General features: G+C 65.3%; 23 protein-coding genes and 2 pseudogenes. 10 read left to right on the top strand and 15 right to left on the bottom strand.

The window, feature by feature from the left end; translation table 11 throughout:
* Window positions 1-21: 21 nt before the first annotated feature.
* The 3 genes from QTI45_RS30355 to QTI45_RS30345 are packed head-to-tail and all read right to left on the bottom strand — an operon-like array spanning window position 22 to window position 3,742.
* Window positions 22-2,541, bottom strand: coding sequence for a cbb3-type cytochrome c oxidase subunit I (locus QTI45_RS30355; RefSeq protein ID WP_286656975.1), 2,520 nt, complete (start codon window positions 2,539-2,541; stop codon window positions 22-24).
* Complete coding sequence (locus tag QTI45_RS30350; RefSeq protein ID WP_286656974.1) at window positions 2,538-3,488, bottom strand: cytochrome c oxidase subunit II; 951 nt, start codon at window positions 3,486-3,488, stop codon at window positions 2,538-2,540. The genes QTI45_RS30355 and QTI45_RS30350 overlap by 4 nt, the downstream gene beginning before the upstream one ends.
* Window positions 3,485-3,742, bottom strand: coding sequence for a c-type cytochrome (locus QTI45_RS30345; protein WP_286656973.1), 258 nt, complete (start codon window positions 3,740-3,742; stop codon window positions 3,485-3,487). Before QTI45_RS30345 ends, QTI45_RS30350 begins: the two co-directional genes overlap by 4 nt.
* Before the next feature lie 224 nt (window positions 3,743-3,966).
* Here QTI45_RS30345 and QTI45_RS30340 point away from each other — a divergent pair, with 224 nt between their 5' ends.
* From QTI45_RS30340 to QTI45_RS30330, 3 genes are all read left to right on the top strand, one after another.
* Window positions 3,967-4,851: a c-type cytochrome gene (locus QTI45_RS30340; protein ID WP_286656972.1), complete on the top strand. Its 885-nt coding sequence runs from the start codon at window positions 3,967-3,969 to the stop codon at window positions 4,849-4,851.
* A gap of 232 nt (window positions 4,852-5,083) precedes the next feature.
* Window positions 5,084-6,061 (top strand): ferritin-like domain-containing protein, encoded by a 978-nt coding sequence (locus QTI45_RS30335; protein WP_286372461.1) that lies wholly within the window; start codon window positions 5,084-5,086, stop codon window positions 6,059-6,061.
* A 20-nt stretch (window positions 6,062-6,081) separates the two neighbouring features.
* Complete coding sequence (locus QTI45_RS30330; RefSeq protein ID WP_286656971.1) at window positions 6,082-6,960, top strand: YihY/virulence factor BrkB family protein; 879 nt, start codon at window positions 6,082-6,084, stop codon at window positions 6,958-6,960.
* Between the two features lie 30 nt (window positions 6,961-6,990).
* On the opposite strand, the gene QTI45_RS30325 is transcribed toward QTI45_RS30330, so the two are convergent.
* The 4 genes from QTI45_RS30325 to QTI45_RS30310 all read right to left on the bottom strand — a co-directional run bounded on the left by QTI45_RS30325 (window position 6,991) and on the right by QTI45_RS30310 (window position 11,865).
* Window positions 6,991-7,821 (bottom strand): oxygenase MpaB family protein, encoded by an 831-nt coding sequence (locus QTI45_RS30325; RefSeq protein ID WP_286656970.1) that lies wholly within the window; start codon window positions 7,819-7,821, stop codon window positions 6,991-6,993.
* Window positions 7,822-8,052: 231 nt separating this feature from the next.
* Complete coding sequence (locus QTI45_RS30320) at window positions 8,053-9,291, bottom strand: AI-2E family transporter (protein WP_286656969.1); 1,239 nt, start codon at window positions 9,289-9,291, stop codon at window positions 8,053-8,055.
* A gap of 965 nt (window positions 9,292-10,256) precedes the next feature.
* Window positions 10,257-10,916 carry an SGNH/GDSL hydrolase family protein gene (locus QTI45_RS30315; protein WP_286656968.1) on the bottom strand — a complete coding sequence of 220 codons (660 nt, stop codon included), beginning with the start codon at window positions 10,914-10,916 and terminating at the stop codon, window positions 10,257-10,259.
* Window positions 10,917-11,535: 619 nt separating this feature from the next.
* Entirely contained in the window at window positions 11,536-11,865 is a 330-nt protein-coding gene (locus QTI45_RS30310; protein WP_286656967.1) for a hypothetical protein, read from the bottom strand.
* Between the two features lie 810 nt (window positions 11,866-12,675).
* Here QTI45_RS30310 and QTI45_RS30300 point away from each other — a divergent pair.
* Entirely contained in the window at window positions 12,676-12,897 is a 222-nt protein-coding gene (locus QTI45_RS30300) for a hypothetical protein (RefSeq protein WP_286656993.1), read from the top strand.
* Between the two features lie 24 nt (window positions 12,898-12,921).
* On the opposite strand, the gene QTI45_RS30295 is transcribed toward QTI45_RS30300, so the two are convergent.
* The 3 genes from QTI45_RS30295 to QTI45_RS30285 all read right to left on the bottom strand — a co-directional run bounded on the left by QTI45_RS30295 (window position 12,922) and on the right by QTI45_RS30285 (window position 14,236).
* Window positions 12,922-13,233, bottom strand: a complete 312-nt coding sequence (locus QTI45_RS30295; protein ID WP_286656966.1) for an RES family NAD+ phosphorylase — start codon at window positions 13,231-13,233, stop codon at window positions 12,922-12,924.
* Window positions 13,230-13,754 carry an MbcA/ParS/Xre antitoxin family protein gene (locus QTI45_RS30290; protein ID WP_286656965.1) on the bottom strand — a complete coding sequence of 175 codons (525 nt, stop codon included), beginning with the start codon at window positions 13,752-13,754 and terminating at the stop codon, window positions 13,230-13,232. The genes QTI45_RS30295 and QTI45_RS30290 overlap by 4 nt, the downstream gene beginning before the upstream one ends.
* A 257-nt stretch (window positions 13,755-14,011) precedes the next feature.
* Entirely contained in the window at window positions 14,012-14,236 is a 225-nt protein-coding gene (locus tag QTI45_RS30285) for a hypothetical protein (protein ID WP_286372467.1), read from the bottom strand.
* A gap of 1,014 nt (window positions 14,237-15,250) precedes the next feature.
* Between QTI45_RS30285 and QTI45_RS35385 the strand changes: the two are divergent.
* From QTI45_RS35385 to QTI45_RS30270, 4 genes and pseudogenes are all read left to right on the top strand, one after another.
* Window positions 15,251-15,670 (top strand): annotated as a pseudogene (locus QTI45_RS35385) (IS66 family transposase); the annotation flags it as partial.
* Between the two features lie 293 nt (window positions 15,671-15,963).
* Entirely contained in the window at window positions 15,964-16,239 is a 276-nt protein-coding gene (locus tag QTI45_RS30280; protein ID WP_286656964.1) for a hypothetical protein, read from the top strand.
* Window positions 16,240-16,409: 170 nt separating this feature from the next.
* Window positions 16,410-16,623, top strand: a pseudogene (locus QTI45_RS30275) (ATP-binding protein); the annotation flags it as partial.
* Window positions 16,624-16,712: 89 nt separating this feature from the next.
* The gene (locus QTI45_RS30270; protein WP_286656963.1) at window positions 16,713-17,177 is read left to right on the top strand and encodes a hypothetical protein; all 465 of its coding nucleotides are present in this window, start codon (window positions 16,713-16,715) and stop codon (window positions 17,175-17,177) included.
* Window positions 17,178-17,478: 301 nt separating this feature from the next.
* On the opposite strand, the gene QTI45_RS30265 is transcribed toward QTI45_RS30270, so the two are convergent.
* The 5 genes from QTI45_RS30265 to QTI45_RS30245 form a co-directional block, all read right to left on the bottom strand.
* Window positions 17,479-17,913 carry a hypothetical protein gene (locus QTI45_RS30265; RefSeq protein ID WP_286656962.1) on the bottom strand — a complete coding sequence of 145 codons (435 nt, stop codon included), beginning with the start codon at window positions 17,911-17,913 and terminating at the stop codon, window positions 17,479-17,481.
* A gap of 111 nt (window positions 17,914-18,024) precedes the next feature.
* Window positions 18,025-19,212 carry an NHL repeat-containing protein gene (locus tag QTI45_RS30260; RefSeq protein WP_286656961.1) on the bottom strand — a complete coding sequence of 396 codons (1,188 nt, stop codon included), beginning with the start codon at window positions 19,210-19,212 and terminating at the stop codon, window positions 18,025-18,027.
* Window positions 19,213-19,680: 468 nt separating this feature from the next.
* A complete protein-coding gene (locus tag QTI45_RS30255) occupies window positions 19,681-19,932 on the bottom strand; it encodes a hypothetical protein (RefSeq protein ID WP_286656960.1) in 252 nt (83 codons plus the stop codon).
* Between the two features lie 599 nt (window positions 19,933-20,531).
* On the bottom strand, window positions 20,532-20,702 hold the full coding sequence (locus QTI45_RS30250) for a hypothetical protein (protein ID WP_286656959.1): 171 nt from the start codon (window positions 20,700-20,702) through the stop codon (window positions 20,532-20,534).
* 31 nt (window positions 20,703-20,733) lie between these two features.
* Complete coding sequence (locus tag QTI45_RS30245; RefSeq protein WP_286656958.1) at window positions 20,734-21,573, bottom strand: hypothetical protein; 840 nt, start codon at window positions 21,571-21,573, stop codon at window positions 20,734-20,736.
* Between the two features lie 391 nt (window positions 21,574-21,964).
* Here QTI45_RS30245 and QTI45_RS30240 point away from each other — a divergent pair, with 391 nt between their 5' ends.
* Window positions 21,965-23,158, top strand: a complete 1,194-nt coding sequence (locus tag QTI45_RS30240) for an extracellular catalytic domain type 1 short-chain-length polyhydroxyalkanoate depolymerase (protein ID WP_286656957.1) — start codon at window positions 21,965-21,967, stop codon at window positions 23,156-23,158.
* Window positions 23,159-23,647: 489 nt separating this feature from the next.
* Entirely contained in the window at window positions 23,648-24,109 is a 462-nt protein-coding gene (locus QTI45_RS30235; protein ID WP_286656956.1) for a nuclear transport factor 2 family protein, read from the top strand.
* Window positions 24,110-24,184: the final 75 nt, after the last annotated feature.

Genomic DNA, 24,184 nt, shown 5'->3' with positions numbered 1-24,184 from the left:
GCGGCCGGCTGCGGGCCGGCGTCACGCCACCCAGCGTGGGGCGACTTGCACGATGGTGGCGGCGATCAGGCCTTGGGCTGCGACACAGAAGAACATCAGCGCCGTGTTGTCGAGTGTGGCGCGGGCGTCGGGCCGCAGGCGACCGCTCCATGAGCGCAGCAGCAGGTAGCCGCCCATGAGCAGCAGGACCGCGACATGGAATCCCTGATAGGCCAACAGTGCCCCCACCGTGGCGCTCCAGGCTTGGGCGGTCGGGTCGAGATCGCCACGCAAATGGCCGGCCAGGTCCAGGGCGAAGGCGCAGGCCACGCAGGCAAACGCCAGTGCCACGCGCAAGCGAAGCCCGCGTTGTGCAGCGCCCACCCCGCGTGTCGCGCCCCACATCAGGATCGTTGCGGTCAATAGCAGCAGCGAGGATCCCAGCGGCCAGACCGCAGAGGGCAGGGCAGCCCCTGGGGGCGGACAGATCTCGGCCGCCATCGACACGTGCAGGTGCGCGAACACGAAGGAGGCGAAGATCGTCATGTCGACCACGATGAGAACGATCACGGCCCACCAGGAATGCGATGCCCGGCCGATGGCGCCGACGGGCAGATGGACGCCCTCGGCGACCTGCACCGTCGAGGCCGGCGGCGGCTGATCGGAGCCCCAGAGCCAGGCCAGGATGGCCGCGATGGCGAGCAGGCCGCAAAGGAAGGCCGTCGCGACCCAGCCCGCGGTCAGCAGCAGGAAGAAGCCGGCGGTCCCGGCGGCGGCGACGAACGGCAGCCAGCCGTCGCCGGGCAGGCGCAGCAGATGGCGCGGCTGTGCGTCGACCGCGCTGGTGACGAGCGTCTCGCGTCCGCCGAAGGCGGTGCCGGGCAGCCAGTGCGCGCCCGCCTCGACCTCCTGCGCCAGCGTGGGGCGGACCCACAACGGGTCGCGCGCATCGACCTGCGGGATGCTGCGCACGCCGTAGTCGCGCTGCGGCAGCCACTCAAGGGTCCCGGCCTTCCAGGGGTCGCCGTGGTCTCGGGATGGCCGCCGCAGCGTGCGTGCGGCGTCGACGAAGAACAGCAGCACGCCCATCGCGAAGACGAAGGCGCCGATGCTTGAGAGCAGGTTGAGGCCGTTCCATCCCAGGTCCGAGGGATAGGTGTAGATGCGGCGCGGCATGCCGAGCATGCCGCTCAGGTGCATCGGGAAGAAGCTCAGGTTGAATCCGACGAACATGAGGCCGAACACCCATCGGCCACAGCGCTCAGACAGGCGATGGCCCTTGAACACCGGCGCCCAGTAGTAGAGGCCCGCGAACAGCGGAAACACCATGCCGCCGATCAGGACGTAGTGCAGATGCGCGACGATGAAGTAGCTGTCGTGCGCCTGCCAGTCGAAGGGCAGCACGGCCACCATCACGCCCGTGAGCCCGCCCAGGACGAAGATAAAGTGGAAGCCCAGAAGGAAGAGGGTCGGCGTGTCGAAGCGCACGCGGCCGCGCCAGAAGGTCGCGATCCACGCAAAGACCTGCATCCCGCTCGGGATCGCGACGAGGAAGCTGGCGGCCGACACGATCATCATCGGCACGCTGCCGAGGCCGGCGGTGAACATGTGGTGCGCCCACAGGGCAAAGCTCACGATGCCGACGCCGGCCAGCGCCGCCACGACGCCGCGATAGGCCACCAGCGGCGTCGCCGCGAGCGTGGCCACCATCATCGACACCATGCCGGCGGCCGGCAGGAAGATGATGTAGACCTCCGGGTGGCCGAAGAACCAGAACAGGTGTTGCCAGAGCAGCGGGTCCCCGCCGCGCTGCGCAATGAAGAAGGGCCAGTCGAAGGCCCGCTCGAGTTCGAGCAAGGTGGTCGCCGCGATCACCGCCGGGAAGGCGAACACGATCATCAGCGCGCTCACGAGCATGGCCCAGGCGAAGACCGGCATGCGCATCAGGGTCATGCCGGGCGCGCGCGTGAACAGGATGCCGATGATGAGCTCGATGGCGCCGGCGATGGCCGAGATCTCGATGAAGCCGATGCCCAGCAGCCACCAGTCCGCACCCCGGCCGGGGGAGAACTCCTTGCTCGTGAGTGGGGGGTACATGAACCAGCCACCGTCGGGTGCCTCGCCGAAGAACAGGGTGCAGAAGAAGGCGAGGCCGCCGATCGCGTAGGCCCAGAAGGCATAGGCCGACAGGCGAGGAAAGGGCAGGTCGCGGGCGCCGAGCATGCCCGGCAGCAGGTAGACAGCGACCGCCTCCACGATGGGCACTGCGAACAGGAACATCATCACGGTGCCGTGCATCGTGAAGATCTGGTTGTAGGTTCCCGGGTCGACGAGGTCGTTGCCGGGCACCGCGAGCTGCGCCCGCATGACGAGCCCGAGGATGCCAGCGAGGACGAAGAACAGCATCGCGGTGGCGATGTAGAAGACGCCGATGTGGGTGTTGTTGACGGCCGAAAGCAGGCGCCACCCGTTGGGCGCGCGCCAGGCCCGTTCCAATGCCTCGCGTTCGCCATCCGGTCGGGGCAGGCGTGAAGGCAGGGGCGCGTCGGCGGGCGAGGTCATTGGAGATGCGAGAGCCAGGCGGCGATGGCGTGAAGGTCGGCGTCCTCGATCCGCTCGCCGGCCGAAGGCATGCGTGCGCCGGGCTTGATCTGCTGGGTGTGCGCGACCCATCGAGCCAGTTGCGCCGGCTCGTTGGACACGCTGCCCGCGCCCAGAAAGAGGCGACCGCCGACATGCGTGAGATCGGGGCCCAGGCTGCGCTCCTCGCTCAGGCCGCGCACGGCATGGCAGGCCGTGCAGCGGTGCGCGACGAAGGCGTCGCGCCCGCGGGAGAGCCGCTCTGCCCCCGGCCCGCGAGGCACGGCGGTGGCTGGTCGAGCCTGGGCGGCCAGCCAGGCCTCGAAGGCGGCGGGCTCTTCCGCCACGACGTGCAGTGCCATGCGTGCGTGCTGCTCGCCACAGAACTCGGCGCACTGGCCGCGCCAGACGCCGGCGCGGCTCGCCTGCAACTGCAGGTGCTGGACGCGTCCGGGCACCATGTCCATCTTGCCGCCCAGCGAGGGCACCCAGAAGCTGTGGATCACGTCCGCGCTCGAGAGCCCGAAATAGACCGGCCGTCCGACAGGCACGCGCACCTCGTTGGCGGTCACGATCTCGGCGCCGGTGGCCGGGTCGTTGTAGCGGACTTCCCACCACCACATGCGCGCCGTGATGCCGACGATCAGCGCGTCTTTCGGCGGCGCCACCCGCCACGGCGGCTTGTGCTGCTCGCTGTAGGCGAAGAGCGCCGAGAGCACGATGGCCGGAAAGGCAAGGCCACCGCCGAGCACCCACCACCGCGCGTGGACCTGGCCCGCATGCCGGCGCAGCGCCAGGGCCAGCAACACCATCACCGCGACGAAGATCAGCGATGCCCCGACGGTCAGCACGCCGCTGACGCCGAGCAGGGTCTCGGCCACCGGCCCGGCCGCCCGGAGTGCGGATTGGGAGCCGGCGGCGTCGCTCATTCGAGCGCCAGCAGAAACGCGGCCATGTCGCTCGCATCGGCGGGCGACACCCCCATGGCGGGCATCGGGGTGTCCGGCACGAGCGCGGCGGGATCGAGGATCCATCGCGCCAGCGTCTCGGGCCGGTTCGGCAGATGACCCGCGATGTAGCTGCGGCGACCGAACGCGGCGAGGGGAGGGCCGTCCTGGCCGCGCGCCGCGGCGACCTCGGGAATGGCATGGCAACTGCCGCACTGGTAGTGGGCCATCAGCATGCGCCCGCGTTCCAGCTGCGCCTTGGGGCCGATCGCGTGCGGAGGCGCTCGTTCGCCCAGATCGCAGCCGCTGGCGGCGAAGGCTGTAGCGGCGACGGCCAACCAGCCCATCGATGTGGCGAGGGGTCTGGCAGGGACATGGCGCATGACCCCAGTGTGGCGATGCAGGACGGGTGCTGCGCCGACAAGGCGCCGCTCGCGTGCGTCGGACAATGCCGCGAACCATGGGAACGATCCGGACCGTGCTGCTGACCCTTGCGACGCTCGGCATTGCCGCGGTGGTCGCCGGTGCGGCCGTGGTCTACGGCGGGCTGTACGACGTGGCCGCGACCGAGCAGCACCTGCAGCCGGTGTTTTCGGTGATGGAAACGGCGATGCGACAGTCGGTGCGCCTGCGCGCACGCCGGATCGAGCCGCCTGCGCTCGACGATCCGTCGCTGCTGGTGCGCGGGGCTGCCTGCTTCCGGGACAAGTGCGTGCAATGCCACGGCGCGCCTGGCGTCGCACAGAGTGACATCGGCAAGAGCATGCAGCCCTTGCCCGGGCCATTGGTGGATGCGCGCCAGCACTGGCGCGCGCGCGAACTCTACTGGGTCACGAAGCACGGGATCCGCATGAGCGGCATGCCGGCCTGGGAGTTCCGCCTGTCCGAAAAGGAACTGTGGGCGGTGGTGGCCTTCCTGCAAAGGCTGCCGGACCTGACACCTGCGCAGTACACGCAGGCCACGGCGATGACCGTGCTGGCGGCGGGCGGCGCCTTGACGCCGGTGGGCGATCAGCTGCCGTGCGGGCGGGCGGAGGGAGCGAGCGCTTCAGCGCCGGCACGCGGCGGCGATGTGGCGCGCGGCAAGAAGGCCCTGTACCAGTACGCCTGCAGTGCCTGCCACACCATCCCCGGCGTTACAGGCTCGCAGCCCCATGTCGGGCCGCCACTGACCGGGATCGCGAAGCGCGCGCGCATCGGCGGCAAGCTGGACAACACCCCCGACAACATGGTGCGCTGGCTTCGTCACACACGCGATGTCGATCCGTTGACGGCGATGCCGGACATGGGTGTCAGCGAGCAGGATGCCCAGGACATCGCAGCCTACCTGGCGACCCTGGACTGAGGCCCGCGTCGTTGGATCAGCGACCGACTGATTCCATTCGGGCCGACGCCGCCCCCCTTTAGAGACCGGAAGCGGCTCGCAAGTCAGAGGTGCAGCCATCGAGGTCTTGACTGACATCCACTGCACGTCTGCGACGACCTCGCAATCTTCGGCCCAGGCCTACTGTCTCCTTCGAAGCGCTTCGACGGAGCGCTCCCCACCCAGCCCATTGCGGGCAATCCAAGGAGATGACATGGCGACAGACGACGGCCAACTCGGCAACGGCGTACCCAATCGAGACCCGATCACCGGCGCGCCGGGCGCCCATCCCGTAGGCACCGGGCTGGGTGCGGCGGGCGGTGGCCTGGCCGGCGCTGCCGCCGGCTCGCTCGCCGGTCCGATCGGCACGGTAGTGGGCTTGGTGGCAGGCGCCGTGGTCGGCGGACTGGGCGGCAAGGCCGCGGCCGAAGGCGTCAACCCGACGGCCGAGGATGCCTACTGGCGCGAAAATCATGGCCGCCAGCCCTACGTGGCCGAAGGTCGCAGCTATGACGACTATGCGCCGGCCTACGAGATGGGCTGGTCGGGCCGTAGCACGCGCGACACCGATTTCGACAGCGCTGAGCCGATGCTCGCGTCCGAATGGGAGACCCGGCGCGGGGCCTCGGGCCTCGCATGGGCGGACGCCCGGCCCGCAACCCGCGCGGCATGGGATCGCGCCGACGAGGTCTACTATGCGAAGCAGGCCAATGGCAGCGACATCGTGAGCCACGAAGACCTGTCGAACGACGATGTGGTCGACATCCTGAATGACCTGCTGGAAAACGCGCGAGACGGCGAATACGGCTTCAAGACCTGCGCCGAACAGGTCGAGAACGCAGCCGCGAAGCAGCTCTTCGCCAGCCGCGCCGAAGGCTGCAGGAAGGCCGGCGACGAGCTGATGCAGCTTGTGCGGGCCTACGGCGGCGAGCCGGCATCTGGAGGAACCGCGGCCGGTGCGCTGCATCGGGGCTGGGTACAGGTCAAGGGCAGCGTCGGCGCGGACAGCGAGCTGTCGATCCTCGAATCCTGCGAGCGCGGCGAGGACAGCGCGGTGGCCCGCTATCGCAAGGCGCTCAAGCAGAGCCTGCCGGCCGACGTGCGCGCTGTGGTGCAACGCCAGGCCGATGGGGCGCAGCGCAACCACGACCAGATCCGCGACTTGCGGAACGCGGCGCGCGCGCGCGAGTAGAGGGCGTGGCTGGAGGCAGGATGTGGCAAGCGGTGCTGGCCTTGCCGGGCCTGCGGGTCCCTCTTCGGGCCCTGCACAACTACATCCTGCACCAGAGCGCGAATCAGGCCGGCAGCCTCGCGTTCTCGTCTGTGCGGGCGATGTTTCCGCTGCTGATCCTGGTGTCCGCCGCCGCCGGATTCTTCGGCCAACCGGGTGATGCGGCGGCCCTGGCTGGCCGTGTCATGGAGTTCGCGCCGCAGGTGGTGCGAGATGCGGTGCAGCCGGTGATCGACCAGGTGCTCGCGCAACGCAACCAGGCCTTGCTGGCGGTGGGCTTCATCGCCACGCTCTGGACCGCTTCCTCGGGACTGCAGGCCGTGCGTACGGCCCTGAATCGCTCGTATGGCATCCAGCGCGGCCTGCCTTTCTGGAAGGCGCGCATCAAGGTCACCCTGTTCACCGTGATCGTCGGTGCCGGTGTGCTCGTCGTCTTCAGCTCGGTGATCGTCTTGCCGGTAGTGTGGCGGGTGCTGGAAGCGAAGGTGGGCGTGGGCCCGGAACTTCCGTGGCTTCGCAACAGCGTTCGCTACGGCTCGGCTTTTCTCGCGCTGAGCTGCCTGTATGCGGTGCTGTACGGCTGGCTGCCGGACGTTCGGCAGCGGCTGTCGACGGTGATCCCCGGCGCCGTGGTGGGCGCAGCGCTGTGGATCGCGGCGGCTGCGACGCTGTCCTATACGCTGCGCACCGCCGGCAAGCTCGCCTTGGTCTATGGCAGCTTCGCCGGCCTGGTGGCTACCTTGGTGTTCCTCTACATCAGCGCTGCCACGCTGATCTTCGGCGCCGAGGTCAATGGTGTGCTCAAGGAAGGCGCGGACTCGCCGCAGGGCACCGATTCGCCATCGTCCTGCGTGGCATAGCGCCCTGTAGATCCCACCAGTCATCCCTGTTCACGGGTCCGCCCGGTAGAGATAGTCGGCGGGCAGGCCCAGTCGCTGACAGGCCTGCACCGCCGGGCTGTCGCCCAGCATGATGCGATCGGCGAACCGGCCTGCCCAGCGCACGAAGCGCCTCTCGACGGCGCTCAATCCCAACCCGCGCTTCAGCCCCAGGCGCTCCCGCACCCACGCCGGCGTGATCTCCACGGCGGCACGAACGAGCAGCCGTTGCATCGGGCGCAGCGGCGTCGGAAGAATCGGCGCCTGGCGCAGGATGTCCAGAAATTCGAACACGATCGGGGACGCCTCGAGTCGGCCGCGCATGCTGTCGAACAGCGTCCGCATGTGGGCCTCGGAAGCGGGCGCATCGATGGCCCCATAAAACCGTGCCGCGGCCCGGCCCTCGAGGTAGAAGCGATCGAACTGCTCGCGCGGCAGCGGGCGAACGTAGGCGTGATAGGCCTCGACGAAACCGAAACTGGCGGTTGCCTGTACCCAGGTCAGCAGATCGACATCGTTGGCACTGTAGGCCTCGCCGGAGGGCGTGAACCCCGTCACCTGGCCATGCCGTCGCACCACGTGGGCGATCATCTCTTCGGCCGTGCCTTGGGCCCCGTACACGGTCACCATCGCGGCCAGGCCCGTTCGTTGCAATCGCTGCATCGGCCGCGTGCGAAACGAGGAGTGTGCCCAGACGCCAGTGCGCACCCGAGGCTCGGCGAGTTCCAGGATCACGGCGGCCACGCCGCCGACGAAGGTCGCGATCGGATTCTTGAAGACTTTCCAGGAGACCGAGTCGTGCGGCGCCAGGGCCGGCTCTCCCGGGGGCAGCGTGAAATCCATGGGCGGCGATCCGGGCGGACGGAGAAGGTCGCTCGCCAGACGATCCACCGCCCGTTGCAGCCAGGCGGGAAGCCGCAGGGTGGCAGGGGTGCCGTCAGCGGACGAGGAGTGAGCCATGGGCCTATTTTGTCCCCACGCCAAGGATGTCCATCATTCGGCGTTCGATCGGGAACGGGCCGCAGGGCGCCCGCATCTACGATCGCCTTCGCTGCGGTCGGTCCGCATCGGTGCTCATGCCCCTGACGGCTTGGGCGTGACGCGGTAAAGTTTGTACGGCTGCGGCACCAATGGCATCTCAGTGGCCATGGGTCCCTGCACCGTGACCACCATGCAGTCCTCGGGAGCCTCGATGAGCGGCGCGAGCGCCCCCGCATCGGGCAGATCGGAAGTGGATGGCTGGGCGAGCAGGTCCGCCTCCAGGTCTGCTTGCCTCATGTCGGCGAACAGCGACCAGGCGGTCATGAAGAGCGCTGCAATGATGGGGCCAAGGACGAAACCGTTGATGCCGAAGATGGCCATTCCCCCGATAGTGGACATCAAGACGATGTAGTCGGGCATCTGGGTTTCCTTGCCGACCAGTTGGGGGCGCAGGAAATTGTCCACCAAACCGATCACCACCGCACAGAAGGCGATCAGCCCGACGCCCTTGAGTATCGATCCGACCGCCAGCAAATACAGCGCCACCGGCAGCCAGATCAGGGCCGCGCCAATCGCGGGCAGCAGCGACAGGAACGCCATGAGGACGCCCCAGACGAGCGCCCCCTGAACACCCAGGAACCAGAAGGCCAAGCCGCCCAGTCCCCCTTGCACAACGGCCACTGCCACGTTTCCCTTGATGGTGGCTCGGGTCACGGTGGTGAACTTGTTCAACAAGTAGTGCGTGTGGGGCTTAGCCAGGGGAAAGGTGTCACGCACGATCTTCGACAGTTCCGCGCCGTCGCGCAGCAAGAAGAAAAGCAGGTAAAGCATGACGCCGAAGCTGACCACAAACTCGAACGTGTTTTGGCCAACGCTGAGCGCCCGCGCTGCGATCAACTGACTGCCCTGGGCCGCGACGCCTTCGATACGCAACTGGATACCCCTCATGTCGCCAAGGCCGAAGCGGTTCATCAGGTTCGTCAGCCAACGTGGAGAGGCAGCGACGATCCGTTCGAAATAGGCGGCAAAGTTCAGTTGGCCCGTCTGGATCCTGTCGCTCAACACCATGATGTCCTGCACCAGGGATGCGCCGACCGCAGCGAGAGGCAACACGACGACGACCGTGCATAGGAGCAGCGTCACGAATGCGGCAAGGGACTTGCGCCGGCCCATCGCTTTGCTGAACCACCTGTACAACGGACTGAAGAGAATGGCCAGGGCGACGGCCCACATCACTGCGCCAAAGAACGGTTGCAGGATCCACAGGAATCCGAGGGTCACGGCTGTGAGCAGGATGAAGAAGACGGTGCGCTGCACACTGGCGGTGTTCATTGAATGAATCCGGTTGAAAAGGATGCGGGCAGACGTCGAGGTGTTCTGGGCTTGCCGCTGAAAAGGAGGCTGCGCCCAACCCCCCGCGGCGACTGTGGGACAGTGCGCCGACAGAGGGTCTGGCGATCGCACGAGCTTCATGATCTCGTCGGCGCTGAACGAGGCGCCGAGAGCCCTGGAAGCGTGTCAGCGAACTCCGACGCGTAGAGGCTATGGCGCAGGAGCCTGCAAGCGGGCGGGTACGCGGTCCTGATGCCTGACGATCTCTCCTGCACGCTGACCCAGGAGCCGCATCGATTGCGATCTGTGGTGACCGCCTTGATCGCTGCAGGAACCGTTCGACGAATGAAGCCTCAAGGGCCCCACGATCATGACGGCATTGCCGTGCACGCCGTGAAAGCGATGGCCGCCGGCTGCATTGTCGGTGGGACAGGACCGGACGGTGGTTCCGGCGCTTGATCGCCTCGTCGGCGGCAAAGCGGACCCATTGGGCCGGGCGATTTCCATCTAAATCTGACCCGCGCAAGAAACTGAGCCTCTGCTTTTGTTGGCATGAGCACCGGCGTGATTGACCTGGCGACGCGGAGCGTCATCAGCGTCGGGCTTGCGTGAGCAACTGTTCATCCGAGAGATAGCCGGGCGCACGCGTGTCTCGCACACCAGCCGCAAGCACCTGCGAGCGCCAGCTCCGCAGGCCTCTCCGACAGCGTGGGCTTCTCGCTCCTTGACGAATTCGGCATCGACTTACGCGTGATCGTGCGGTCGCGACCAAGCCCCGATAGAAGCGTCGTTGCTTGGCGAGTTGAGCGCTCTTCGGCTTCTTTCAGCGACTAGTTACTCGACGCCGCCTTTACGTCAGCGCAGCCGACCAGATCGCCGGCTGGCTCCAGTCCCCCGTCGGACCAGTGGCACACCCGGATCGGATCAGGCATCGATAGTACTGGCGGCAGGAAGAGCCGCGCCCTTCAGGCTGGCGGCACCAGAATGGCCGTACAGCCTGGCGCGATCGCGTCCAGGGTCTGCGCGAGTCGTCCGATGAGCCTGTGGCTGTATTCCCGATTCGGATGCACCGTGTCGAGCAGGTCCACGGCGCCGTAGAACGGGACCGAATCCCAGTCGGCAAACGCGACGTTCGCATTGAGGGCCACCGCGCGAATGACGGAGTCATAAAAGTCCCGAAATCGGAGGTTGTAGGAGGAGAGTACGCCCGAGACCTGGTGAGGAAAGCCCGTCAACACTGGGATCCGCCCCTCATCCCGCACCCTGCGGACGATGGACGTGTAGTCGTACATCACCGTGTTGATGTTCTCGCCTTGCCACGCATCGATCACACCGTTCTGAATGATGACGAAGTGCGCTGCAATTGTCAGATAGGGAAAGTACGTCGCGACGGTGTGAAGCGGCATGCCACCAACCGAATGATCGGCGAGGACCCGCAAATTGGGCCGGATGCGCTGCAGCGTTGCGACGGGCGTTTCGTTCGAGCCGTTGGAGGCCATGATCGAGTCGCCGTACACCTCGACGGTACACACCGATGGATGTTGGGCGAGGACGTAGCCCCCGTGGCTGACAACGAGAGCAGCCACCATCACTGGCGCAAGGGCACGAAGCGGAGGTTGAGCCATGGATTCATCTCCTCGGCTTGGCAAGCCACGCCATGGAACCTATGCCTCGCAACCAACCGAGTCAACACCTTTGAGAATTTCTTACGACACTGAAGTCGTCGGACACAAGCCACTCGGGTCAGCCGCACTCCCGCGCTGAGCACAATTTGGCCATCGGCGTCGCAATTCGCACCGATCCATTCACCAGGGCGTCGCCCTTCAGTTGCGCCCGTTTGCTGCGCTTCGATGAGGAACTCGGAGGCATCTACTTGGGAGATCTACTGCCGCGGATGAAGGACGCCGTTTCGCCTGTCGCGATAGGGGCCTCTGGTTGGCGGAGTGCGGCGTTGGTCGACGCATGGTTCTCCGGGATCAGGGTGATCTCGCGTCCTGACTGCGCCTGGAGGCGCTGAAGCTGTGAGGCGAGATTGGTTGTGCGCTGTTCTGCACCGGCAACGCGCTCGCGAAGCGGCACCATAGCGCCTGCTGCGCAGTGGCCAGAACCGAACGAGCTGTCTCGGTGTCCGCAGCCGGCCTTTTTCTCGTTGGCGAGTTCGGCGCCCGCTTGGCGCGTGGCCCTGCGCTCACGGTCAACCTCCGAGAGGAGGCGACGTCCCTGGAAGAGATGCCTCTCCCCGGCTCAGCGGCGCTGCTTGGCGCCGAGGGCCATCTGGAACTGGTTGCTCATCTGTGCGGAACTTTTTTGCTCAAAGTGTCTGAAAGTTGTTGTTTCCACGGGGTTCGCGATCGAACCTTGGCATCCATTTCGGCTTTCCTCGCCGTCTTTTGCTTGCGGTAACCTACCCAGGCGGCGACTGACAACGTGGCGTGAGGTCGAACAGGCGAAGGCCTGGACCAAAGGCGCGGTCGAAGGCTGGCTTGCCGCGCACCTGTCGCTCGCCAGGGACGACATCGCTGCGACCTTCAGCCAGATCAGCGAAGCATGGGTTCGACGAGATTGCTTGCGCATCGTCCGAGCGTGTGCTTTGGGGTCCCTGGGTTGCTGCAACTATCGCAGGCTTGCTGCGTGCCTGCGTTGCGATTGGCCCCGTGCTGCCGCGGCGGGCTCAGGTCATAGCCGGGGAGCCTGTGCGTGTATGAGGTGGACCTGCGCGCCAAGGACATGCCGGTGGTTTTCGCCCGGCGCCGCAGCCTGGCCTTGATCGTTGATTTGCCAAGAGCGCAGCTGATTTCGGTGTGCAGAGGCCCGAACTCGCGCGCGCGAGAGATCATCTCTTGCCGAAAGGCTTGCGTTGGGCCGTGCGAACTCTAGCGCTCGTCGTGCTTCAGTGGGATGACTTCGTCGCCCATAAACTGGCGCGTGCGATAGCGCGGCTTGCAGATTTCCGGGGGCAGTTCGACATGCACGGCCATTCTCACGCCACCTTGCGCGACTGGCCGACCCAGTAAGGCTCGCGCAGTTGGTAATTGAGCATTTTTGCCGCCCACTGCTGGCCGAGACGCCCGAGATCGCGAGCGCGCGGTACGCTGCGCTGCGCGCAGCCGTACCGGCCGGCGACACCGTATACCTCGACGTGCCCCTGCCCAACGCCGCGGCCGTGGCCCTCGCGAGGGTGTAGGGCCTGCGCAGCGTCTTCGAGACCGCGCGCATGTACGCGGGTCCGGTGCCAGGTCTGAACTGAGGCTAGCCTACGGCATCACCAGCTTCGAGCTTGGCTAGCGGCCTTAGTTGTCCCTCTCGTGAGGCCCGCCGCCAGCGTTGACGCGGGCGCAGCGCGACCACGTAGCCGGGGCTCTTCCATCGCTTGCGTGGAGCGTCGTGGACCTGATTCACCACCTCCGGCGAGGTGCTTGCGGGCGCAACGATGCCGAAGGGCGAGTTCTGAACGATTTTCATGCTCAGGGCCAACTCAAGGAAACATTCGGCGTCGAACTCGAATGGTTTGCGCTCGACCGTGACCGCCACCTGCTGGAATGCCGCGTGATCGGGGTTCAGAACGATGTTGCTCTCGCTCGGTTCAACGGCCGACGGAACCCATAGGCCGAGTGCCCCTCCAGCCTTGCGCTAGGCCACGCCGATCGATTGGGTGAGCGCTTCTTGTTCGATCCAGTCCGCGGGAAGGTCATCGCGAACATCCTGCAGGTCTGCGCCGTCGGGCAGATCGAGGCGAATCAGGGCTTGGCCGATCGGCTTCACGCCGTTGCAATGGACGCGCTTCTCGAGTTGACAGATCGCGCGACTGCCCCCCGCGTAGATCACAGGCAGCCCGTCCGGGGACGGCAAGTGCCACCGCCCCGGTGACAGCGTCGAGCCGTAGCTGAGTTGGTCGCACCGCAGGCACTTGGTCGTGCAGATGCGCCAGACCGACAGCGTCAAACGACGCCCCCGTGCTCGATTGCGTTGAGGATCGCGCGCACCTTCTCGCCGCCATATTCGTTCGTCGCGAACTCGATGGGCGTCTTTCCGTCGAGCAGGGGATGGGGCTTGGTCATCCAGGTCGGGCCCTGCTCCCCAAACACTTCGGCCGCCCGAACCAACAGGTCCGACTGGCGGAACAGGCGCTCGGTGACGCCGGGCTCCAGGGGCGTCTCGGGGCGCGTGCGCGAAAGCGTCGACGCATTGACGCTGAGGGCCGTGAGGAGGTCTTTCTTGCGCGGAAGTCGCGATGCCTCGAACCACTCGTCCAAGCAGCGAGCAGGCACGCTCCACGACGCGTAGTGCGCGGCAACGCCTCGATTCAGTCCCCAGGCCGTTTCACTGACGTGGAAGAAGCGCGTTCCCTCTCCACGGAAATCGTCCTTCCCGCGCGAGAAGGCATGGGCGAACACGCTTTCGAAGGCCTTGGCCACGACGCCGGCGGCGGTCGGTGGGGCAGGTTTGGTGGCGGCGGCGGTCATGGGAAACATTCCACATTTGCAATTGCAATGCTATTGGCGTGCAATTGCATGGCGAGCAGACGGCGCGAATTCTCCCGACAAATTGCGCGTCGCATCGGGGGCGGTCAACACGCGAGGGCCCGACGTTGGTCCTGCTTACATCGTCCTGCATGGCCTGCCCAACCTGCCCGGACTGAGCGGGATCGAGGTCGCGCGCGGTGAGAGTCCGACCGCAGCGGTGGCACTGGATCAGTTGCGGACGCTGCTCGAATCGCGTGCTACCGCTCCATCACTATCAGCCCGTCCTTGACGTAGCGCTGATACACGTCAAGTGGCATCGCCGCGATCTGCGGGTTGCCGGCATCGCCCCAGCTCAGTACGACGCTGTCAGCGCCGACTTGAGCCTCCAAGGGTCCTTCGGGGATGGTGATCAACGGGCCGTCCCCGGCTCTGTATTCGACGCTTCCCTTGACTCGTGCGTTCGCCGGCATGCTGTTCTCCATTGGACTCTCGTGCTGCTTAGCCTAAACCCATGCGGGCGGGCAGCCGTCATCGAACCGCGCGCGCACATGTAGGCAGCCCTGCCGCCGCCAGGGCGACATCGCCTGCCAAGCAACTTCCCGCACCGCGCCTCAAGCACCGAAAACCCGACATCGGAGAGGCGAGCCGCGAACGCGTCAAAAAAAGCGCAACTGGCGGACGGTGCAACGTAGAGTTATATCCAGTATTTTCGAGCCGCCTCCCGTTGCCAAGCTGCACCGCCGCTCGAACTTGACCTTCCTAGTCGGGGCGACACACCCCGAGGGGCTGCTGGAGCGCGCAGTGGCCAAGCTCTACTCCGCCTTCGCCCTGACCGACGAATGCTCGGTCTCGGGCGTCGCTCGTGCCCGCTTGGGTGCACTTCATCTGCGGCAGCGAGATCCTCCTGACCACCCAGAGCGGCCACGCGCCCGGCGACCATCGAGCGCGCTCAGACACACGACTTTTCCGCGAAGCCGGAGGTGGCCATGCGACAGCGGCGCGCCGTCGCCCACATCGAGGCGGAACAGGAACTCAAAGCCCTCGTGAAGACTGAGGCGGCCGCTCTGAATAGCGAGCTTCTTTTGAAGCCGCACGCGGCTCTGTACGGCAGGCTTTCCAGACGACCGGCGAGCGGAAGGCGGACGCATCGTTGGGCCAGGAGAGCTTCGCAAGCAGGACGTTGCGGTGGGCCGGCATCAACCTCGGACCTGGCAGTCGGTGGCTCAGTTCTTGGCAAGGAAGGATGAGCGATATAGTCGCCTCAAAGGCGTCGATGCCGTGCTCTACACCATCGCGTCTGGCCGCTCAGGGTCGGCAGCATACGGACATCGCTTGCAAGGGCGATCTCGAGCGGCGCCTGGACAACGCCAACCCTAAGAGGAGTGCCAGCGCGACCCGCCCCAGCTAAGGCTACCCCGAGCCAAAGCCGCATTGGCGCGGGTCCGGCTGAGTGGCTCGTATGCATCGACGGCTAAGAGGCGGGACGACCATGCCATCTGTACAGGCAGGAAGCCATCTTCGGTCGCGCTGGCCTCGCCATCTCGCGCTCGACGCTGGCTAGCTGGGACTGGGCAGTGCGAGTGCAGCTGCAGCCGTTGGTCGATGCGCACAAGCGCGAGATGCTTGAAGACCGCGTGCTGCATGCCGACGAGACGCCCGTGGCGATGCTCAAACCGGCAACGGCAAGTCACACCGCACGTGCCTCTGGGGCTACTATACGACGAGCTACAGGCGTGCTGGGCGTGGTGGTGTTCGACTTCGCCGACGGCCGGGGCGGCCGGCACGCTCGCGCCTTCCTCCGGGCGGCCGGGCGAACATGGCCGGCGCGGCACGCTTGCGCGCGACGACTTCAGTGGCTACAAGGCGTGCTTCGACTCGGCGTCACCGAGGCCGGTTGCATGTCGCAGGCGAGGCGCAAGCTCCACGAACTATGAGCCAATCACGGCAGCCCGGTCGGCGAGCAGGCACTGAAGTACGCTGCTGCTTCACGCCGAACTCGCCTTGGTGGTCGGCGATCAGGCTCTTCGCGCATGGCCCTCCGGGTTGCGTGTGGGGCTGCAAGGCGGGCTGAAACTTCGGCACGCGTACCGCATTCGCGCATCTACCGTTACCTTAACACTCGGGGTGGAAAGCCCAGGCCGGCCCGCTGGAGGGGCCAGGGCATTCGCACGCGACGTGTAGGACGAAGGGGTCCTAAATTCGAGCGCAAATGCTGCACCGCCACATTTACGGCGGTTCCATGGTTCCTCATCGGCCCTCGGTCGAACACAGAGGTCATATGAGCAACCCTTGGACAAAGAAGAATCCGCTGATGAGCATGTGGCTTAGCGCTGCCAACAAGGCGACTGGCTCGGCTCGCGGCCAGGCCACCAGCGCTGCCAAGCGGCAGATCGGCGCAGCGCAATCAGAGGCAGTGCGGCAGGTCGTGGACTTCTGGAGCGGCAGATCTGCCGTCTCTGCGGCGAAGAAAAAGACACGTCGTTGATGGCGGGGCCCGCAAAGTCTGAATCTGGCGGGCGATGTTCGCGCGGGCGGCAGCTTCGCTGGCGCCGCGCGTCACGGCTGCAGTCGTCCAGCGACTGATTGCATCGCGCAAGGCGTGGACGCAGTTCCGAATTCGGGGTCGTAATCGGGTCCGGGAAGCGCCACCTGACCGTGGCCGAGCTTGCCGAGCAGGGCTCGCCAGCCTTCGAGTCCGCGCAGCCGGTGCTCTCGCAGTTGCTCAAGGCCGAGACGGCCGAAGCGAGGTGCGCTCAGTGGCTAACCACCTGAAGCTGGCACGCTTCCCGTCTACCGAGACCTCGCAGGCTTCGACTTCGCTCACAGCGAGGTGAACGAAGCCTTCGTCCGTCAGTTCCACCGATTTGAAGTTCACCGATGCTCATCTGTTCGGATGATGCGTCGGCGAGAACAGAGGCCTAACTTCGGGCGCCAACAGAATCGGGACCAACTTTTCGCATGATCAGTGGCAAATTTCAACGGTTGGGTGAACCGGCGCAAAACGCGCTCGGACTTTGGAAAGTATCACCCAGGACCCAACGGGCCGGCTTCTTCGTGGCCGGGACGCTTATGGGTGCGATGCTGGTGCTGGCCATGCAGGCTCCGCCCGCGCAACGGGCAGGGCCCCAGCGTTCCGAACAGACATCCAGGCCCCCCTCACTTGCTCCCGCCGGCCCGCGCGAGCTCGACCTGTTGCGCGACGAAGCCGGAAGCGGCAATGAGCTTTCGAACTGGACGCTCGCCAATGCACTGCTGGACAGGTACGACACGTCAGCCGATCCCAGCGAGCTTTATGAGGCGATTGTTTGGTTGGACCGGCAATGGGATCGCAACGGTCGGGCGGAATTGGCTGCGCGCGTCACAGCGCGCTACTGCGGGCAGCGCGTTGTGCGCTGGCATTGGCTGTGTGTTCCCGGCGAATAGGAATGTTGATGGTGCTCGCGATGCCGAGTAGACGGGCATGGACCATCTGCGCACCGAGATCGCCAACGGCATCAAGTCCACCTGCGTGCGAAGTCGACCGACGAAGCGGCGCTGCGGATTAACGACCTGTCCGCGTGGCTGGGCCACAAGACCGGGGTCGATGCGCTGGGACGCGCTGTCTGGAGCGGCCTGGTCGGCGAATTGCAAGCCGGGCGCGAAGCGGTGGTCAGTATGCTGGAGCAGATTCAGAAGGCGAACATCATCCTTCAGCAGCACCTGAAGAAGGAGCATCCGACGCGGATCAACATCCCGGCCCCGGAGGCTTGATATTCTTCCTCGCATTCGCCGTGCCGAAGAAGCTGGGCAGGGCATGCTTGCGCCGGGAGCTGACCAGCAACTCTCTAGGATGTGATTCGTTGGGTTCCATCGCCTCGATCGCATTCGCGAGGAAGTTCAGAATGACTTGTTGGATTTGCGTTCGATCCGCAGAAACCACGGCGCCGGCGTCGGCAAGTTGCGTGAGAACCTCGACCCCCTTGCGCTCGGCATGCGGCCTGACCAAGGCCAGCCGATGGCCTCCCGGAACTTGAAGGCGTGAGCCTCTCAAGGCCTTCCAACGATCAATTCGACCGACCCCGGGCGCAATCGCTACGCGCCGCGTACTGAATAAGTCGCTCTTGGCCTCCTCGTCGCGTTCGCGGTCATGTCTTGCACACTGCAAGTCAACCGATTGCACACGGCCTCGGCCCGTTGCGGCTGTCCCCTTCCTCCGAGGCTGACATTTGTGAGCTTGCCTGCGGAGCGGACCACGAGGAATTTTTCCAGCGCTGCGGCCGTCAAGTGCAACTCAGGGAGCAGGGATTGGCGTTATCTTGCGAATCAGGTTGCCAAAGGTATCGGCCACATACAGATTGCCGACGGCATCCACCGTCACCCCATAAGGTTGCTTGAATGTGGCGGCCGCACCGATGCCGTTCTGCGCGCCCAGCACACCGGGCTGGCCGGCGAGCGTGGAGACCACGCCTGCAGGCGTGATTTTGCGCAGCAGGCTGTTGCCTGTGTCGGCCACGTAGACGTTGCCGTCGCTGTCCACCGTCAGGCCGCCTGGCATACTGAAAGATGCCGAACTGCCGGCCCCGTCGGTCGCGCCGATCTGGCCTGAGCCGGCCAGCGTCGTGACCACGCCACCGGGCGTGATCTTTCGGATCCGGTTGTTGCTGCTGTCGGCAACGTAGACGTTGCCGACAGCGTCGGTCGCTATGCCATAGGCCTGCCCGAAAGATACCGCAGCCCCCGTGCCGTCGGCAAAGCCTGCGATACCCGAGCCGGCCAGCGTGGTGACGTTCCCGGCAGGCGTGACCTTGCGGACAACAGCGCCGATGAATTCGAGCACGTAGATGTTGCCGTCGACATCCGTGGCCACCGACGAGGGGGTATTGAACGTGGCAGAACTGCCGTGGCCATCGAGCGAGCCGATAGAGCCATTGCCCGCGAGCGTGGTCACGTCGGCCGCGGGTGTGATCTTGCGGATGCGGTTGCCGCCGAATTCCGCAGCATAGGCATTGCCCGTGGGGTCCAACGCAAGACCGGACAGGCCCGAGAACGAGGCTGCCGTGCCGTTGCCATCTTGCGAAGTACCGCTGCTGCCACCCGCAAATGTCGTGACGTCGCCAGCGGGCGAGATCTTGCGCACGAGGTTCGTCGCCGTATCCGACACGAGCAGGCTGCCGTTCTTGTCGACGACCACGCTGTATGGCAGGTAGAACGATGCGGCCGTTCCGTTGCCGTTGACCGAGCCGATGGTGCCGGACCCGGCAAACGTGGACACCTGTGCCGCAGCCGCCGAGCAGGCGACCGCCACGTCGATGACGGCGGCCGAGGCCTTGCCGCTGCCCTGGGTCACGGTGCAGAACTGCCACAGGGGCTGGGTGCGCACGCTGACCTCGTAGGCCAAGCCGTCAGCGAGCGCAGCGGCAAAGGTGAACTTGCCGTCGACCGATAGCTTCAGGTCGTCGCCTTCATTGTTCTGGAGCACCAAGGTGCCTGTGAGACCGCTGACTGAACCTCCGACTGCGTGGGAAGTGGCTGGTTGGTGCACGGATGGGGGAGGTGCGGGCGTCGTCTGGTCTCCCGTAGTGGAATTTCCTGATGTGGCCGCCGCCGGTGGCGGGAGAGCTGCCAAGGAGCCCCCACTGCCCCCGCCGCCGCAGGCTGCGAGGGTGAGCGACACGCTCAGCACAAGTATGCAAGCGAGACGGTGTGAGTGCAAAGTCGAAAGTGGCGCGACGGCAGCACAGGCGCGGTGCATGGAAGGCTCGTGCATGGCTTCAGGCACCTAGAGGCGCAACGAAATGTCAATTGTGTCAGCGTACCCGCTACATCACCCTCCTGTCGATCACGGAAAACTGTGATGACCAATGAAGACCTGACGAACTGCTGCTGTTGATAGGGTTAGATCCGTAGGTCCCGTCGGCACTTCCTGACGGGGGAGACCGTCGGACTCTCAATGTGTTCCCATATGGTGGCGAATGGAGAACGACAGCAAATGAGCGATGTAGGTTCCACCGGCGACCAGCAGAAGGTGAAGCCAGGGTGTTTCGACCCCTTCCCAGTATTGGGGCAAGTACAAGAACAACATCAATCCTGCGGCCAGCGCGCCTCCGAACCACGATCCTTGCCGATAGATCGTGATGCTGCTGTGCCGGAAAGTGATGGTCTTCCAAACGTCGCCGCGCAAGGAGTTGAGGAGGGTCATGTTGGGTCCAACGCAAAGTCTCAACGATTCTCGCCGTGAGGGGCCACGTCGATGCACGAGCACCTGCTCACGCCCGACCGCGAGGTGCGGTGACGCTTTAGCATTCGCTACGAAGCAGGCGTTTTCTGACCCGGCGACGCGAACGCGGGTCGACCTGCTGGCAGCACAGTTGAACGACAGAAAGCCTGCCCAGGAGGGTGCGCTAGAACGTTACCCGCGCGGTCGCCGGTGTTGACGCGGTTCTGTAGTTCTGAAAACGGGTATTTTCAGACCTAGGGGAGGGTGGACCCCAAGGCAAGGGCGCGTCCAACGCGATGTCGATCTCGCGGCGGTTGCAGACCCGACCTGCATAGCCGTTGAAGTTGAGAAAGACCAGCAGCGAGCCGTGCTACTCAACGGTCGTAGCGTATCGCGGTCGCCGGCGTCACCGGGGTCGGCGTTGCCCTCGAGGTGCGCCTCACGCCTCGCCGGCGCCCGTCTTTCCCTGAGCTTCTCGGGAGTGATGTCCGGATGGCCGGCCATCCAGTCCCCGCGGCAGAGGGCCTTGAGGCGCGGCAGGGTGGCGCGGATGGCAATCTCGTTGTCGCCGGCGCGTTCGGCTAGCGCGCCAACTCCTGAACAGGTTTCAATGCGTCCTTCGCCGCGTCGCACGCGATGCTCACGCGCTCGGCCAGGTGGTCTTGCGGCTGAGATGTGTCGCTCGCCACCGCCTGCCGGGTATTGTTGACATCTTGTGCTCCTTCAGGTTGCGCGCGCAGACCGTCAGGCATGGACTCGAGATCTGCAGTGATCGCGATGCAGCTAGCAATTGGCGCGAATGCGCCGTATCAAGGTTGCCCCGCCGACTCGCTCGGTTTCAACGAACGCGGTTCCTTCGCACGTTGTCCTGGAAATTCGATAGCTGTACTTTGCCTCGACTACGCTGGCATCTATGGGGCGGATCGACCGAATGAGAAGCGGCCGTTCGAAGGAGCCATAGAACCTTGACATATTGGCTTCGTTGAACGCGCCGAGGCCGCGCTTTGCAGGGACGACGAAAGCTGCCGCGGTCCTGCCATCCGCCGCGGACAGCGCGCGATAGAAATCCTTCACAGCGCGCACCTGGGGATCGGGACTCGACTCGCGCGGCAAAGCGAGGCTGGTCGCCGCCGCGGATTTGACGAGCGGCGCTTTGCCGACCGGAGCAGGCAGCGACCTGACTGCTGCTCTGGGCGCCGGCGCGGGGTCTGGCGCTGGGACGGGAGGCGACGATGAGCGTCGTGGCGCGACCGCTACGAAATCTTTGGTTGCTAACTGTGGCGCGGTCGCTTGGGGCGACTGCATCAAATTGCCGCCCGAAGGGGCGGATGGCTTCGCCGTAGCGTGCAGAAACCAGGCCATGAAGCCGATCGACATGGCCATGCCGGCCGCTCCGAGTTGCAACCAGAACACCTTCGTCTCGGATGGCAGCAAGGGTTCCCCTTGACTTGGCTCCATCTCGCCATTGGATGTAGCACTGGGGATTCGCGTCGACAACGCCTTCATCGCCTCAAGTGCGGAGGGGCCGGATGACTCGAAGCCGGGCAGCTTCCCCGCACACCCAATGCAGAACATCGCGCTTGCGCGGTTGCTTTGCCCGCAATGTTCACAAAGGTTCGGCATGGGGGGTCGCCTCGACTGGAGTTGCCCCTAACTTACATGAAGGACTGAGCGTGTATGTCGGCGCCTTCCTACTGCATGTGTCACGTGTTCGGGGTGCCGGCGGAGTCGCAGGGGTGCCACGAGGGGGTACGGAGACGAGCGAGCCCCTCATTGCTTGCCGGCAGTCCTGTTCGGCGGACTGCGCACTAACAAACGCCATGGATAGATTAGGCATCGACGTCAAAAAACATCCCAGCACCATCCATATGGATGGTGCTAGGATGGCGACGTGCCTTCAAGCGCCGTCCTGCGCGAGTAGAAGCTCTGGCGACCAGAAGGTCGATGTGCCCGACCCAGTAGCGGTGTCAACACTGCGTTGGCCGGCGAATTCACTAACCCCTGAAAGAACCTCATGAACGATTTGCTCCAAAAACTAATGATCAACGCGACTGAATTGACCCGAAATGGGCAACTCCAGGAGGCGACGCAAGCGATCCAGCGTGCCCTGCGGGGAGGCGCTTCCGAAGTGTTCGGCGTCAGTGACCCTGCGACGCCGCCGCCCGCTACCCGGGCCTCAATTCCGTCAGGCGAAGCCTTGGTCCTCGACGGTTTGACGCGGGTGATTGACCCGCCTCCCGAGATCGTGGAGGAGATCCTGCCCGAGCGGTCAGGCGTCGCGGTGAAAGAAGCGGTCGACTTGGACTCGGTCGAGGTTGATAGCCCACGCGAGGAACGTTGGCTCGACGGCAGCTTCACCCACCAAGGGCGCACGCTGGCGTACAAGCTCTATCTGCCGCCTGGCGCGACCGGCGCCGCAATCGCGCCACGCCCCATGGTGGTGATGCTTCACGGGTGCACACAGGGCGCCGCCGACTTCGCGACGGGCACCCAGATGAATGCGCTGGCCCGCGACCTTGGGGTCGTCGTGCTCTATCCCGAGCAAACCCAGCATGCCAACGCACAGAAGTGCTGGAATTGGTTCAAGCCGCAACATCAGCAGCGCGGACGGGGCGAGCCGGCAGTGCTCGCGGCCCTGGCGCAAACGATTACGGCTGAGCATCACGTTGACGCGGCGCGCGTCTACGTAGCGGGACTGTCTGCCGGTGGGGCCATGGCGGACATCGTCGGGCGCTGCTATCCGGATGTGTTCGCCGCGGTCGGGGTTCACTCGGGCTTGCCCCGTGGCTCAGCCACGGATGTCATGACCGCGCTGTCCGCCATGCGCAGCGGCAGCGCCCTTGCACCCTCAGGCGGGGCCGGCAGCCCAGTGCCACCCACCATCGTCTTCCATGGCGATGCCGATGCCACGGTGCACGTGAGCAATGGCGCCGCGATCATCGAAGCGGCTCGCAAGGCGACCGGGCAGACAAATGGAAGGATGCCCTCGGCGCGTACGGCGGAGGGCCATTCTGGCAAGGGACAACGCTACACCCGCACTGTCTACGCGGACGAAGCCGGGCGAAGCACAGCCGAGTATTGGCAGTTGCACAACGCGGGACACGCCTGGTCGGGTGGCAGCTCGCGAGGAAGCTACACAAACCCCACCGGCGCCGATGCGAGCGCCGAGATGCTGCGGTTCTTTCTGGCGCATCCTTTGCGCGCATGAAAAATTAGCTGACCGCTGCAACCGCCGTGCATCAGTCGGCGCGCAATCCCACAGCGCATCGGCATGGGCGAACGCATCTTCGCTGGAACGCCCACCAGAGCGATCCTCGGTTCGCCGATGGCCATTCGTGTCGACTTTATCGAGCTCGATACACACAGGAAAGGGAGCGCGGCTTGGGGCATTGCGGCTCCCACTCCTCAGCGAGTCTCGAGTGAGGGGGAGGGCCCAACGGCCCTTTTGCTTCGGAGTGTGCATCGAGCGCGACATACGAGGAACGGACGAGGGCCTGGACCGGCTCAGGCTGGAGATAACGCGGCCCCCAAGGTCGCCAGCCGAACCGTAGGTAAGCGCGCAAGGGACCGACAGTTTCGTGGCATGTCGCGTCGCGGGCGCCGGCCGACAAAATTAACAACGCTTGACATGTTTTGACGTGCAGAAGTCGCGGCACAGGTCGATGATCGCGCCAGACGCACAGACCAAAGCGACCTCATGACACCTTCGCGCGAGCAGATCGCGGATTTGCCGGCGGGCGGCCTGCCTCCGCCGGTCGCAGCCTATGTCGCAGCCACCAATGCCTTCGATGCTGACGCGTTGGTGGCCTGCTTTGCACCCGGGGCGCTAGTCAACGACCAGTTGCGTGACTTTCTGGGGACGAACGCGATCCGGGGATGGGCCGAGCGCGAGATCGTCGGCGGCAAAATGACCATGCAGGTCGTTGACGTTGCTGAGCACTTCGGCGAGGTGATCCTCACTGCCAACGTGGATGGCGAATTCGACAAGGCTGGGCTTCCGGGCGTGCTGACCCTGACCTTCCACTTTTCGATGCACGCAGACAAGATCGTCCGCTTGTTCATACTCAACAAGCGGCCGGTCGACTCGCCGCCGGAGATTCGAACTCTTCAAAGTGCGGTCCTCACGCGTCGGCCGTCGGACGCAGCGCCGCAGGCATGAGCGTTAGCTTCGACAATCGCCCTGCCGACCAGCCGGGTCGAGGCTTCCTGCATCTTAGGAGAAGCGAGAATGTTG

Source organism: Variovorax saccharolyticus (genome assembly GCF_030316765.1).
GTDB classification, from domain to species: Bacteria; Pseudomonadota; Gammaproteobacteria; order Burkholderiales; family Burkholderiaceae_C; genus Variovorax; species Variovorax saccharolyticus.
Note: the sequence above shows the minus strand (reverse complement) of the source record. Positions and strands in the feature narration are given on the sequence as shown.